Annotated in this window: 9 protein-coding genes; 6 read left to right on the forward strand and 3 right to left on the reverse strand. The window is 65.1% G+C overall.

What is annotated here, in order from left to right; genetic code table 11:
* Positions 1–110 precede the first annotated feature (110 nt).
* Positions 111–1,562 (forward strand): sulfate adenylyltransferase subunit CysN, encoded by a 1,452-nt coding sequence (gene cysN, locus AOG28_RS15540; protein WP_054557075.1) that lies wholly within the window; start codon positions 111–113, stop codon positions 1,560–1,562.
* 165 nt (positions 1,563–1,727) lie between these two features.
* On the opposite strand, the gene AOG28_RS15545 is transcribed toward cysN, so the two are convergent.
* Entirely contained in the window at positions 1,728–2,945 is a 1,218-nt protein-coding gene (locus tag AOG28_RS15545) for a globin domain-containing protein (RefSeq protein WP_054557076.1), read from the reverse strand.
* 195 nt (positions 2,946–3,140) lie between these two features.
* Here AOG28_RS15545 and norR point away from each other — a divergent pair, with 195 nt between their 5' ends.
* Positions 3,141–4,922 (forward strand): nitric oxide reductase transcriptional regulator NorR, encoded by a 1,782-nt coding sequence (gene norR, locus AOG28_RS15550; protein ID WP_054557077.1) that lies wholly within the window; start codon positions 3,141–3,143, stop codon positions 4,920–4,922.
* A gap of 133 nt (positions 4,923–5,055) precedes the next feature.
* On the opposite strand, the gene cmoB is transcribed toward norR, so the two are convergent.
* Positions 5,056–6,084, reverse strand: a complete 1,029-nt coding sequence (cmoB, locus tag AOG28_RS15555) for a tRNA 5-methoxyuridine(34)/uridine 5-oxyacetic acid(34) synthase CmoB (protein WP_054557078.1) — start codon at positions 6,082–6,084, stop codon at positions 5,056–5,058.
* 31 nt (positions 6,085–6,115) lie between these two features.
* A complete protein-coding gene (gene cmoA / locus AOG28_RS15560; RefSeq protein ID WP_054557079.1) occupies positions 6,116–6,862 on the reverse strand; it encodes a carboxy-S-adenosyl-L-methionine synthase CmoA in 747 nt (248 codons plus the stop codon).
* Between the two features lie 204 nt (positions 6,863–7,066).
* Here cmoA and pgi point away from each other — a divergent pair, with 204 nt between their 5' ends.
* The 4 genes from pgi to parC all read left to right on the forward strand — a co-directional run bounded on the left by pgi (position 7,067) and on the right by parC (position 14,271).
* On the forward strand, positions 7,067–8,770 hold the full coding sequence (gene pgi / locus AOG28_RS15565; protein ID WP_054557080.1) for a glucose-6-phosphate isomerase: 1,704 nt from the start codon (positions 7,067–7,069) through the stop codon (positions 8,768–8,770).
* A 253-nt stretch (positions 8,771–9,023) separates the two neighbouring features.
* Complete coding sequence (locus tag AOG28_RS15570; RefSeq protein WP_054557081.1) at positions 9,024–9,776, forward strand: YqiA/YcfP family alpha/beta fold hydrolase; 753 nt, start codon at positions 9,024–9,026, stop codon at positions 9,774–9,776.
* 214 nt (positions 9,777–9,990) lie between these two features.
* The gene (gene parE / locus AOG28_RS15575) at positions 9,991–11,871 is read left to right on the forward strand and encodes a DNA topoisomerase IV subunit B (RefSeq protein ID WP_054557082.1); all 1,881 of its coding nucleotides are present in this window, start codon (positions 9,991–9,993) and stop codon (positions 11,869–11,871) included.
* A 123-nt stretch (positions 11,872–11,994) separates the two neighbouring features.
* On the forward strand, positions 11,995–14,271 hold the full coding sequence (gene parC / locus AOG28_RS15580) for a DNA topoisomerase IV subunit A (protein ID WP_054557083.1): 2,277 nt from the start codon (positions 11,995–11,997) through the stop codon (positions 14,269–14,271).
* Positions 14,272–14,319: the final 48 nt, after the last annotated feature.

The raw sequence follows: 14,319 nt of genomic DNA on the forward strand, positions 1-14,319 counted from the left end.
ACCTGAACGAACAATTCGCCTGATGAGTCGGCTCGCAGCCTCACGAGACACTGGTTCGCGACACTGGCTCGCCACCTCATCAGGCCCATGACAGCGGCAAGGAGAAGAGTGTGTCCCACGCGTCAGACAAGATTTCCGCGGATATCGAAGCCTACCTGCAAGAACACGAGCGCAAGGACCTGCTGCGCTTCATCACCTGCGGTAGCGTCGATGATGGCAAGTCGACCCTGATCGGTCGTCTGCTGTTCGATTCCAAGCTGATCTATGAAGATCAGCTGGCCTCCATCACCCAGGCCTCCAAGACCAGTGGCACCACCGGTGACGAGGTCGATCTGGCCCTGCTGGTCGATGGCCTGCAGTCCGAGCGTGAGCAGGGCATTACCATCGATGTCGCCTATCGCTTCTTCTCGACCGACAAGCGCAAGTTCATCATCGCCGACACGCCGGGGCACGAGCAGTACACTCGCAACATGGCCACTGGTGCCTCGTCCGCGAGCCTGGCGATCATCCTGATCGATGCGCGCTACGGCGTGCAGACCCAGACCCGTCGTCACAGCTTCATCGCCGACCTGCTGGGCATCCAGCACCTGGTGATCGCGGTCAACAAGATGGACCTGGTCGATTACTCCGAGACGCGCTTCAACGAGATCGTCGCCGAGTATCAGGAATTCGCCAACAAGCTGAACGCGCCGGACATCCGCTTCGTGCCGATGTCCGCGCTCAAGGGCGACAACGTCGTCAATCGCAGCCCGTCACTGGACTGGTACACCGTCGATGGCGAAGCGGGTCCGTCACTGCTGGAGGTGCTGGAGACCGTCGAGCTGACCCACGACCAGAACCTCAGCGATCTGCGCTTCCCGGTGCAGTACGTCAATCGGCCCAACCTCGATTTCCGCGGTTACTGCGGCACTTTGGCGGCCGGTGTCGTGCGCCCGGGTGATAGCGTCAAGGTGCTGCCGTCCGGCAAGACCTCGACCATCGAGCGCATCGTCACCTTCGATGGTGATCTCGAGATCGCCTACCCGGGTCAGGCCATCACCCTGACGCTCGATGACGAGATCGACATCTCGCGTGGCGACTGGCTGGTGGCGGCGGATGCCGAACTGCCGCTTTCCAATGCGCTGGAAGCGGATGTCGTCTGGATGCACGAGAAGCCGCTGCAGCCGGGCCGTCAGTACGATATCAAGCTGGCGACCCGTGACCTGACCGGCCAGGTCAGCGCCATCGACTACCTCTACGACGTCAACACGCTGGAGCATCACGAGGGCGACAGTCTGGCGCTGAACGCCATCGGCCGCGTCCAGCTCGAGCTGACCCAGGCGGTGCCGGTGGATGACTACCGCTCAAGCCCGGGTACCGGCAGCTTCATCGTCATCGATCGCCTGAGCAACGTGACCGTCGGCGCGGGCATGATTCGCGGCGTGGGTCGCTCCGGCACCCAGGCCACCACCCAGCAGACCGACTGGGCCGCGTTTGAAGCCGACCTCAACGCGCTGGTGCGCAAGCACTTCCCGCACTGGGAAGCCCGCGACGTACGCGAACTGCTCGGCCGCACCAACTGATTCCGTCCTGTAGCGACAGCAGAATGGAAGTCAGCGAAATACCAACAACAACGCTGGACACGCAATAACAACACGGCCTGCTGGAATGAAGCCGGAGAACGCAAAAGCCCCCATGGCCGCAAGGCGATGGGGGCTTTTTGCATGGTGCGGCTCACACCTGGCGCATCAGGCGACAGCAGTGTCGATGGCGAGCGGGGCGGAGGGGCCGAAATGCTCGTGGTGACACTGGCTGAGCGGTACGCCGATACGGCTGAGGTGCTGGATCATGCTCTGCATGAAGCCATGCGGGCCGATCACGAAGGCCTGCAGCGACTCGGCGCTGGCACCGGTCGCGGCGATCTGCTGCGCCAGCCAGTCGCGCTCGATGATGCCCAGCTGCGCATGGGGCGGCAGCGTCTCGGCCTGTTCGTAGCAGACCTGATAATGCAGCTGCATTGGATACTGCGCGACCAGCGCCTTGAGGGTGGCGTCGAAGGCATGTACCTCGGGATTGCGCGCTGCATGCAGATAGATCACCTGGCGGCCTGCTGCCAGCGCCGCCGTCAGCAGCGAAAGCATCGGCGTCTGGCCGACACCGGCCGACAGCAACAGCACCGGGGCATCGGCGCTCTGCGGGGCAGCATGCTCGAAGGTCAGCTCGCCGGCCGGCGGCAGCAGTTCGATCTCGTCACCTGCCTTCAGCGCATGCAGGTACTGGCTGGACTGGCCGTGGGCCTCACGCTTGACCGAGATGCGGCAGAAGCGCTCGTCCGGCGCGTGGGACAGGCTGTAATGGCGGTGGATCACGCCCTGCGGTGTCGTCAGGCGCATGCCGATGTACTGGCCCGGCAGGAAGGAGAACATCGGGCCTTCCACCGGTGCCAGGTACAGCGAGCGAATCTCGCGGCTCTCGTCCTGCGTGCGCACGATGCGGAAGCGGCGCAGCCCCTGCCAGCCGCCGCGGGTAGCGGCGAAGCTGTCGTAGCGGCCCTGCTCGGCGGCGATCAGCACAGCGGCCAGTTCCCCGTAGAGGGCGCCCCAGGCATCGGCGATCTCCGGTGTGACGACGTCCCCCAGTACCTCGCCGATGGCGGCCATCAGGCACTCGCCGACGATGGGGTAGTGTTCCGGCAGGATATTGAGCGAGACATGCTTGCTGACCACGGGCGCCAGCAGGCGGTCCACCGCCTCACGCGAGTGGCGCGCGCCGACATAGGCGAGTACGGCGCCGGCCAGCGCACGGGCCTGGCCGCCGCTGGCCTGGTGGGTCTGATTGAACAGCGGCTTCACCTCGGGATAGCGCTCGAACATCAGCGGATAGAAGCGCGCCGTGATGGCATTGAGGTGCTCGGCGACGACGGGAGCGGTGGCGGCGATCAGGTCTTCCTGGGCGTTGGTCAGCATGACGATACCTCTGATTGATGTCCTCCTATCCATGGCAAGGGGCGTGCCAACTCTCGAGGCCAGACGTCATGCACTCTGCAGGCCTGTGATGTCAAAATGACATGGTTATGTAGCGTGTTTTAATGACATCATGCGTGTCATGATGACATCAATCTTCAGTCCTCTCTCACTACCGATACCTGCAAGGATGACCGCATGCCCGATGCCCACTTGCCCCTGAACGATACGCCGGTGGCGGCTGTGAATGCCTGGCTCGCCGCCTGGTTGTCCCGCGAGGAGGGCGGCGAGCGGCGCGCGCTGCCATGGACGCGTCTGCTGGCCGCGATCATGCAGCAGCTGCCCGGTGAGGCGGCGACCCTGATGCGCTACCTGCCCGAGCGTGACGAGCTGTTGCCACTGGCCACCTACGGCCTGCCTGCCGAGGTGCGCGGGCGACGCTTCGCGCTGGCGGAGCACCCGCGGCTCAAGGCGATCGCCGAGCACACGGGAGTGCATCGTTTCGCGTTGGACAGCGACCTGCCGGACCCCTTCGATGGCCTGCTGGGGGACGTGCATGGGCCGGATCTGCTGGTGCATGACTGCGCCGGTATCGCGCTGCGCGAGGGCGATACCCTGCTGGGGGTGATGACCTTCGATGCGCTGACGCCGGGGGTGCTGGCCCCGCTGGAATCGCTGAGCGCCTCTGCGAGTACGGACGAGCTGGCACTTCCGCTTCAGGAGGTGCAGGCCTGGTTGTCACTCCCCGCGCATTGCCTGTCGCTGTCACTGCGACAGGAGTGGGCTGCGGGGGCCACGGACGGCAGGTCAGGGCTTTCGGCGCCGATGGTGGTGTCACCGACAGGCATGGCGTCACAGAGCGCCATGGCCTGCCCGCAGCGTGGCCCGGCGATGGCCAGGCTCGAGGCGCAGCTGGAGGCGGTCGCCGATACCGAGATGACGGTGCTGGTGCAGGGCGAGACCGGCGTGGGCAAGGAGGGCGTGGTCCAGCGCCTGCACGACGCTTCCCGGCGGGCTGCGCGGCCACTGGTACGCATCAACTGCGCCGCCTTGTCGCCGGACCTGGTCGAAAGCGCGCTATTCGGGCATCGGCGTGGCGCCTTCTCGGGCGCGACCCATGATCACCGTGGCCACTTCGTGATGGCGGATGGCGGCACCCTGCTGCTGGATGAGATCGGCGAGCTGCCGCTGGCGCTGCAGCCCAAGCTGCTTCGGGTCTTGCAGGAGGGCGAGCTGCAGCCGCTGGGCAGCGATCGCGTAGTCAGGGTCGATGTGCGCGTCATCGCGGCCACCAATCGCGATCTCGAGGCGGAGGTCGCCGCCGGGCATTTCCGTGAAGACCTCTATCACCGCCTGAGCGTCTATCCGCTCAGAGTGCCGCCGCTGCGTGAGCGCGGACGTGCGGACCTGCTGGCGTTGGCCGGCACCTTCCTTGAACACAACCGCACGCGCCTCGGACTGGGCAATCTGCGTCTGACGCCGGCGGCGGAGCGCCTGCTGTGCGACTACCCCTGGCCCGGCAACGTGCGTGAGCTGGAGCACTGCCTGAGCCGCGCCGCCCTGCATGCCCGGCTCGCGCACGGTGCCCACCCGACTCGCCTGCGCGCCGATGGGCGCCAGCTGGTGGTGATCACGCCGGAGCTGCTCGGGCTGGAGGTCAATACCGAGGTGTCACTCGAGCGGGTCGCCAGCGCGGCGCAGGAGATTCAGGGCGCGCAGGTGGGAAGAATGGATCAGACGGCAGGAGCGAGTCAGGCGGCGGAAGCGAGTCAGGCAGGAGGAGCAAGCTCTGCACAGCGCACCGCCTGGCAGGGAGGCGACGAGACGCTGGGACTGCGCGATGCCACCGAGGCGTTTCAGCGCGAGCACATCTCGCGGGTCTGGCAGGCGAGTGATCGCAACTGGGCGGAGGCGGCGCGCAGGCTCAAAGTCGATCGCGGCAACCTGTACCGACAGGCGCAGCGTCTGGGAATTGTCTGAGACGCGAGGCAGTGTCTGTTATGAGAAAAGAAGACGGCGATGCTCATGGAGCAACGCCGTTCTTGTATTTCTGCCGCCGCCGGCCCTGGTGCGACGAGAAGTCCGTGTCTCGAACGCGCGTTCAGACGCCAGTTCAGGCGCGAGTGGCGATCAGTACCGCACGCCGCGGCGCCGGGTGGCCTTCGCGGGTCAGGCTCGGGTCAGCGGGATCGAGGAAGTCGCTCAGCGAGTGGTAGGTCATCCAGTCGGTGGCACGCTGCTCGTCCAGGGTGGTCACGGCTTCATCGACGATGCGCACGTCCTTGAAGCCGGCGCGCTCGCACCAGTGGGCCAGCGCCTGCGAGGAGGGCAGGAAGTAGACATTGGGCATCGCGGCGTAGCGTTCGCCGGGCATCAGCACCGTCGTCACGTCACCTTCCACCACCAGGGTTTCCAGCACCAGCTCGCCGCCGGGACGCAGGGTGTCACGCAGCTGGAAGAGGTGGTCCATCGGCGAGGGGCGGTGATAGAGCACGCCCATCGAGAACACGGTATCGAAGGCGCCCATCTTCGTCGGCACATCCTCGATGCCCACCGGCAGGAAGTGCAGGTTGCGGCCCTGGGGGTGGTCCGCGCCGATGAAGTGGCGCACGGCATGGAACTGGCAGTAGAAGCGCGGCGAAGGGTCGATCACCAGCGTGAAGGCCGCACCTGCACCGACCATGCGCCAACCGTGGTAGCCATTGCCGCCGCCGACATCCAGTACGCGGCGATGGGTGAGGTCCGACAGATACGGCGCGAGACGCTGCCACTTCCAGTCGGAGCGCCATTCGGTGTCGATATGGATCTCGTCGAGCTGATAGGGGCCCTTTCGCCACGGCATCATCGCGCGCAGCAGGTTCTCGCTCTGGCGCAGCTGGCCGCTAGTCAGGCCAGTGGGAAAGCGTGCACCGACCCGGTCGGCATCCAGTTGAACATCGCGCGCGTCGGGCAGGGCGGGCAGCTTTTCCAGCGCGCCATGCCAGGCCTTGAGGTCGGCGTGACGCTTGCGGTCCAGGCCAGTGGCCAGTTGCTTGGGCAGGGCGCCCAGCCAGCGGGCGAAGCCGTCGCCGACGGCGCCTGGCTCACAGGCAAACTCGGTGAAGGCGCGGTAAAGGTCGCGGTCATACGGGGAAATGCTCATGCGCTGGGTCGGGTCCGTGCAGGCGTAGCGGTCATTCGGCGGCTTTGAAGGCGACCATCGATGCGAAATTCAGGTATTGCAGCCAGGTGTGGCTGCGCTGGAAGCCGGCGCGCGCCAGGCGCTCGTGATGCGTGTTCAGGCTGTCGGGCTTCATCACGTCCTCGAGGGCCTCACGTTTCTGGGAAATTTCCAGATCGGAGTAGCCGTTGGCGCGCTTGAAGTCATGATACCGTTCGATCAGCCAGGCATTCTCGACCGGATCATCGCTGATGATCTTCTCGGAGAGGATCAGCGCGCCGCCGGGCTCCAGCGCCGCGAACAGCTTGTCGATCACGGCGTCGCGGTCTTCCGGCGGCAGGAACTGCAGCGTCAGATTGACCACGATCATGCCAGCCGGCTGATAGTCGAGGGTGCGAATGTCGGCTTCGGTGACGTTGATGCGGTGGTCGGGGAAGGCCTCGGCGAGTTCGCGGCTGGCGCGCTCGACCATCGGTCTGGACAGATCGACGGCTTCGATCTCGATATCCTCGGCGGCCATCTCGCGGGCCAGCGCCATGCTGGCAGCACCCAGTGAGCAGCCCAGATCATAGACCCGCGCGCCGGGGCGCAGGTGAGCGCGGGCCATCAGGCCCAGCATGGCGATGATCTGACCGTAACCCGGCACCGAGCGGCGCAGCATGTCCGGAAAGCAGCTGACGACCTGCTCGTCGAAGGAGAAGCTGGCGACACGGTCAAGGGGTGTCGTAAATATCGCGTCACGGTAAGATGCATCACTCATGGATCAAGGCTTCATCGGGCAGTGGGCCAGGGCGACATGCCTGTGGCCGAGGACCGGCCGGGCAGAGCGCCCCGTCGGGCCCGCCATTCTACGCATTCGGCGCCCGTGACGCACCCGTCACGGCTGGCGGGTGATGCCTCCATCAATCGATTTCAGGCCGGGCCTTGCAGGGCCGGTCATTACACTTCAAGGAGAGAGGTGGCCATGTCCACTCAATCAGCGGCACGTTCTGCGCGTCGTAATACCCAGGCCTGGCAGGCTCTCGCGCGCCATCATCAAGAGCAGATGGCCGATGTGCATCTGAAGGACCTGTTCGCCGAGGATGCGGCGCAAGGGCGTGACCGAGTGGCGACCTTCACGCGCTCTGCCGCGGGACTGCGTCTGGATCTCTCCAAGCAGCGCCTCAAGGGCGAGACCCTGGAGCTGCTGCTGGATCTGGCGCGCGAAACCGGTGTCGAGCAGGGCATCAAGCGCCTGCTGGCCGGTGAGCATGTCAATCGCTCCGAAGACCGTCCGGCGCTGCACGCCGCGCTGCGTCTGCCGCGCTCCGCCAGCCTCGAGGTGGACGGCGAGGATATCGTGCCGGCCATCCACGAGAGCCTCGAGCACCTGGCCGAGATGGTCGACACCTTCCACAGCGGCCAGTGGCGTGGCGCCACCGGCAAGCCGATCACCGACGTGGTCAACCTCGGTGTCGGTGGCTCGGACCTGGGCCCGCTGATGGTCTCCAGCGCCCTGAGTGATTGCCGCCCCAAGGACATCCACGAGATCGGCGTGCACTTCGCCTCGACCATGGATGGCTCCCAGCTGGCGGATTATCTGGAATCCTTCAGCCCGGAAACCACGCTGTTCATCCTGTCCTCCAAGTCATTCTCGACCATCGACACGCTGTCTAATGCCCGCACCGCCCGCGACTGGCTGAAATCACGCCTCGACCCGGAAGGGCGCCTCGAGGCGCTGATCAACCGCCAGCACTTCATCGGCGCTTCCGCCAAGCCGGAAAAGATGACCGAGTGGGGCATCGCGCCGGAACATCAGCTGCTGTTCTGGGATTGGGTCGGCGGGCGCTATTCGCTGTGGGGCACCATCGGTCTGCCCATCGCGCTCAATGTCGGCATGGACAACTTCCGTCGCCTGCTGGCCGGGGCGCATGAGCTGGATGAGCACTTCCGCACCGCGCCGCTGGAAGACAACCTGCCAGTGCTGCTGGCGCTGGCCGGTATCTGGAACAACAATTTCCTCGATATCCGCGCCCACTCCATCCTGCCCTACGACGGTCGCCTGGAATACTTCGCCAGCTACCTCGAGCAGCTGGAGATGGAATCCAACGGCAAGTCAGTGACCAACGATGGCGAGATGATCGACTACTCGACCTGTCCGGTGCTGTGGGGCCAGCTGGGGCCGAACGCCCAGCACGCCTTCTATCAGCTGCTGCACCAGGGCACCCAGGCGGTCGAGTGTGACTTCATCGCGCCGATGTGCCGTTATGACCATGTCGAGGACGCCGAGACACGCGCCCACCTCAAGGCACAGCACCGCCTGACGCTGGCCAACTGCTTTGCCCAGTCACGTGTACTGATGCTGGGCGATGACGCCATCCCTGGTGATGAGGCGCAGCCGAACCACAAGCGCTACCGTGGCAATCAGCCGTCGACCACGCTGTTGCTGGAAACGCTGACACCGGAAACGCTGGGCGCGTTGATTGCGCTCTACGAGCAGAAGGTCTTCGTTCAGGCCACCATCTGGGATATCAACCCGTTCGATCAGTGGGGCGTGGAGCTGGGCAAGCAGATCGCCACCGCCACCGAAGCGACCATGACCACCGGCGAAGGCTTCGAGACGCTGGATGCCTCCAGCCGTGCGCTGATCGAAGCGGTGTGGGCAGCCCAGGATCAGGACCCGCGCTGAGCCCAAGACGGATGTGAGTGAGTGAAGGCATGCTGATGTGCCATGCAAGACGAGCGTCGGCGGCAGTCGTCGCTCTCTGTTGATTTATACAGTATTCTCGCTATCCTATAAGCGAATCAATCGTTTACACTAGACAGCACGACGCGGACCGTCGAAAACCCTGCTTCCAGCGTATGAACGCTCGAGAGATGCCCAGCCATCTTGAGGCGTGGGAGGGGAGGTTTCGCGGTCTGGCGTGTTGTCGGGAGTGCTGATGGGCAATTCCCCCTTTCCGTCAGATACGGCAGCGATGCACGCCGCCGCGCCCGTCAAGGGCCTGCTGTATCTGCACGGCTTCAATTCGGCCAGTTGTTCGCCCAAGGCACGCTTGATGCAGCGCGCGGCAGAGCAGTTCGGCCTGCCGTGCGTAATGCCGGATATCCCCCCGGAGCCCGGCGCGGGTCAGGCGGCGGTCAACGCGGCCTATCTCACGTTGTGTGAGCGCCTGGCGCTGGACCCCGCAGACCCTGCCTGTGACGACGCCATCATGGTGATCGGCAGCTCCATGGGCGGCTTTCTGGCCACCTGGCTGGTCGCGCGTGAGGCCGCACGCCTCGAGGGGCCGGCTGGTCCTTCTCAGAGCGTCTGGCGTCAGGGGCCGCGCAGTGTGCTGATCAATCCGGCCGTGCGTCCCGCGCGACTGGTCAGCGAATGGCTCGGCTCGGTGCATGCCAACCCCTATACCGGCGTGACGTTCACCGTCACCGAGGATTTCGGACCCGGACTGCTCGCATTGGAAGCGGAGCCGGTCACGGCGCAGCGCACCCTGGTGCTGTTGGCGACGGCCGATGAGACATTGGATGTCAATGATGCCGCAGGGCTCTATCAGGGAAGTCGCTTGATCATCACGCCGGGTGGCGATCACGGCTTTGCGCAGCTGGCGGAATACCTGCCGGCGATCATGGCGCATGGCGGGCACCGGCTGGCCCCCGCCACCGCAGCGGCGATGCATGTCGCGCCGGACTAGCAGGCCATGCGCGTGGTGCTTTCTGCTACGACACACCACGACCTGGCTGGGCACGGCACCTCTTGGCACGACATGGATTGGCACGACTTGGCAGGGCGTTTGATGCTGAACGCCAGGCGCCGGTCTCTCATTTTTCAGGAATCCGTTGTCCGTCTCGCGCACGTGAAATGGCGAGTCGGATGGCAGACGTCAACACCAAGGACACAAGGCTGCGATGAGTCAGTACAGCGCCAGTTCCATTGAGGTTCTCTCCGGCCTCGAACCGGTCCGCAAGCGGCCCGGCATGTATACCGACACTTCTCGGCCCAACCACCTGGCGCAGGAAGTCATCGACAACTCCGTCGATGAGGCGCTGGCGGGGCACGCGAAGGAAATCCGCGTGCGCCTGCTCGAGAATGGCGGTATCGAGGTCAGCGATGACGGTCGTGGCATGCCCACCGACATCCACCCCGAGCATGGCGTGACCGGCATCGAGCTGATCCTCACCAAGCTGCACGCGGGCGGCAAGTTCTCCCAGGACAGCTACCGCTTCTCCGGCGGCCTGCACGGCGTGGGCGTCTCGGTGGTCAATGCGCTGTCGACGCGTCTGGAAGTGGAAGTGTGCCGCGATGGCCTGCGTCAGCGCATCGCCTTCGAGAATGGCGAGAAGGCCGAGGAGCTGACCCAGATCGGCACCGTCGGTAAGCGCAATACCGGCACCCTGGTGCGCTTCTGGCCGGACGAGAGCTACTTCGACAGCCCGCGCCTGGCGATGCCGCGCCTGCGCCACCTGCTGCGTGCCAAGGCCGTGCTGTGTCCGGGCCTCAAGGTCGTGCTCATCGAGACCGATGGCAGCGAGACGACCTGGCACTACGAGGATGGTCTGCGCGATTACCTGCTCGGCGCCACCGATGGCTTCGAACGCCTGCCGGAATCGCCCTTTGTCGGCCATTTCGAGGACGAGGAGCACGGGGTCGACTGGGCGATCCAGTGGCTGCCGGAAGGCGGTGAGCTGGTGCAGGAACCCTACGTCAACCTGATTCCCACGCCGCTGGGCGGCACCCACGTCAATGGCCTGCGCTCCGGTCTGCTCGAGGCGCTAAAGGAATTCTGCGACTACCGCAGCCTGCTGCCGCGTGGCGTCAAGCTGAGCGCGGATGACCTGTGGGAGCGCGCCGCCTTCGTGCTGTCGGTGAAGATGCTCGATCCGCAGTTCGCCGGCCAGACCAAGGAGCGTCTGTCCTCACGCAGCGTCGCCGCCTTCGTCTCCGGCGTGGTCAAGGACGCCTTCTCGCTGTGGCTCAACCACCATGTCGATCAGGCCGAAGCGCTGGCGGAACTGGTGATCTCGGCGGCCCAGCGCCGTCTGAAGAGCGCCAAGAAGGTCGCGCGCAAGAAGGTTACCTCCGGGCCTGCGCTGCCGGGCAAGCTCTCGGACTGCTCAAGCTCCGACCCCGCCGACAGCGAGCTGTTTCTGGTCGAGGGTGACTCCGCCGGCGGCAGCGCCAAGCAGGGCCGCAACCGCGAGACCCAGGCGATCCTGCCGCTGCGCGGCAAGATCCTCAATACCTGGGAAGTCGAGTCGCATGACATCTACTCCTCCCAGGAAGTCCACGACATCGCGGTCGCCATCGGCCTGGACCCGGGCTCGGATGACCTCACCAAGCTGCGCTATCACAAGGTCTGCATCCTGGCGGATGCCGACTCCGATGGTCTGCACATCGCCACGCTGCTGTGCGCGCTGTTCGTGCGTCACTTCCCGGCGCTGGTGGATGCCGGGCGTGTCTTCGTCGCCATGCCGCCGCTGTACCGCATCGACCTGGGCAAGGAAGTGCATTACGCCCTGGACGAGAGCGAGAAGGCGCACATCCTCAAGCAGCTCGAGAGCAAGCGTGGCACGCCCAATGTGCAGCGCTTCAAGGGTCTGGGTGAGATGAATCCGCTGCAGCTGCGCGAAACGACCATGGCGCCGGACACCCGCCGTCTGGTGCAGCTGACGCGCAGTGCGGATGACGGCACCCACGAGATGCTCGATATGCTGCTGGCCAAGAAGCGCGCCAGTGATCGCAAGAGCTGGCTCGAGGACTACGGCAACATGGCCGACATCGAGGTCTGATCATCGTGAGCTTCGAGAGCAGCTGAACTTCGAAAGCCAGACAAGCTGCGCGACAGCATTCTTTCGGGAGCGCCACAGTCAGGCGCTCCCCGGTTTTACGCTCGTAATCAAGGTCAAGCGCCCATGAGCATGGATATCCAGGTCGCGGAGGGTGACGTCGAACGTCTGGCCCTGCGCGACTACACCGAAAAGGCGTACCTCGACTACTCGATGTACGTGATTCTCGACCGCGCCCTGCCGCATGTCGGCGATGGCATGAAGCCGGTGCAGCGCCGCATCGTCTACGCCATGCGCGAACTGTCCCTGACGGCCAACGCCAAGTACAAGAAGTCGGCGCGTACCGTCGGCGACGTACTGGGCAAGTTCCACCCCCACGGTGACAGCGCCTGTTACGAGGCGATGGTGCTGATGGCGCAGCCGTTCAGCTATCGCTATCCGCTGGTGGATGGTCAGGGCAACTGGGGTAGCCAGGATGACCCCAAGTCCTTCGCGGCGATGCGTTACACCGAATCGCGGCTGTCGAAGTACTCCGAGGTGCTGCTGTCCGAGCTCTCCCAGGGTACCGTCGACTGGGTGCCCAACTTCGATGGCACCATGAACGAGCCCAAGGTGCTGCCGGCGCGTCTGCCCAATGTGCTGCTCAACGGCACCACCGGTATCGCGGTGGGCATGGCGACCGACATCCCGCCGCACAACGTGCATGAAGTCGTGGCCGCCACGCGCCATCTGCTGCGTCATCCGGACTCCGACAGCGATCAGCTGATGGAATACCTGCCGGCACCGGACTTCCCCACCGAGGCGGAGATCATCACGCCGCGCACCGACCTCGCCAAGCTCTACCGCACCGGTCGTGGCAGCGTGAAGATGCGCGCCCGCTATGTGCTGGAAGAGGGCGATATCGTGATCACGGCGCTGCCGTATCAGGTCTCCGGCGCCAAGGTGATCGAGCAGATCGCCGCCCAGATGCAAGCCAAGAAGCTGCCGATGGTCGCGGACCTGCGTGATGAGTCCGACCACGAGAACCCGACGCGCCTGCTGATTCAGCCGCGCTCCAATCGTGTCGATATCGAAGGCCTGATGGCGCATCTGTTCGCCACCACGGACCTCGATAAGAACGCGCGCGTCAACATGAACGTCATCGACCTCAAGGGGCGCCCGCGGGTGATGGCGCTGCACGAGATGCTGGCCGAGTGGCTGCGCTATCGTCGCGCCACCGTGCGTCGTCGCCTCGAGCATCGTCTGGCCAAGGTCGAGGACCGTCTGCATATCCTCGAGGGTCTGCTGACGGCTTACCTGAATCTCGACGAGGTGATTCGCATCATCCGCGAGGAGGAAGACCCCAAGGCCAGCCTGATCGAGACCTTCCAGCTCTCCGAGCGGCAGGCCGAGGCGATCCTCGAGCTGCGTCTGCGTCACCTGGCGCGTCTTGAAGAGATGAAGCTGCGTGGCGAGCAGGACGAGCTCAAGCGCGAGCGCAAGCACCTCAAGCATCTGCTGGGCAATGACGAAGCACTGACGGACCTGATCGACAGTGAGCTTGAGCAGGCCGCCATCGACTTCGGTGATGCACGTCGCTCGCCGCTGGTCGAGCGCGGCGAAGCCAAGGCGCTGTCGGAAGTCGAGCTGATGGGCGCCGACCCGATCACCGTCGCGCTGTCCGAGAAGGGCTGGATCCGTGCCGCCAAGGGGCATGATATCGACCCCGAAGGCCTGTCCTACAAGGCCGGCGACCGCTTCCATCTGGCGGCGCGCGGCAAGACCAATCAGCCGCTGGTGCTGCTGGATGACACCGGGCGTGCCTACACCCTGGCCGCGCACAATCTGCCCAGTGCGCGCGGGCAGGGCGAACCAATCACCGGGCGCATGAATCCGGCGGCGGGGGCGGCGATGGTCGGGCTGTTGCTCGATGCGCCTTCCGCACGCTATCTGCTGGCCTCCGATGGCGGCTATGGCTTCGTGACCACGCTCGAGCAGCTGACCGGCAAGAACAAGTCCGGCAAGGCGGCGCTGACCTTGCCGCGCGGCTGTGCGGTGATGCCACCGGTCGAGGTGCCGACAGTGCCGGAGGCTGCCGATGGCACGCCCGCGGCCTTGGAAGTGGCGGTGGTGTCCAACGAAGGGCGCCTGCTGGTCTTCCCGCTCTCCGAGCTGCCCGAGATGTCCAAGGGCAAGGGCAACAAGATGCTGTCGATTCCGGGCGAACGCGCCGCCAATCGCGAGGAGTTTGTGCGCTCGCTGGTGGTCTTGCCCGCCGGCGCGACCCTGGTGGTGCATGCCGGCAAGCGCAAGACCCTGCTCAAGGGGGCGGATCTCGATTATTATCGTGGCGAGCGTGGCCGCCGCGGCAGCAAGCTGCCCAAGGGCTTCCAGAAGGTCGACCGTCTGGCCGTCGATAGTTGATCCGGGCCGGATGGCCTGGCTTGTTAGCTGAGGTGCGTCGGCGTTGAC

The sequence above is a fragment of the Cobetia sp. UCD-24C genome (assembly GCF_001306765.1).
In the GTDB taxonomy this organism is placed as follows: domain Bacteria; phylum Pseudomonadota; class Gammaproteobacteria; order Pseudomonadales; family Halomonadaceae; genus Cobetia; species Cobetia amphilecti.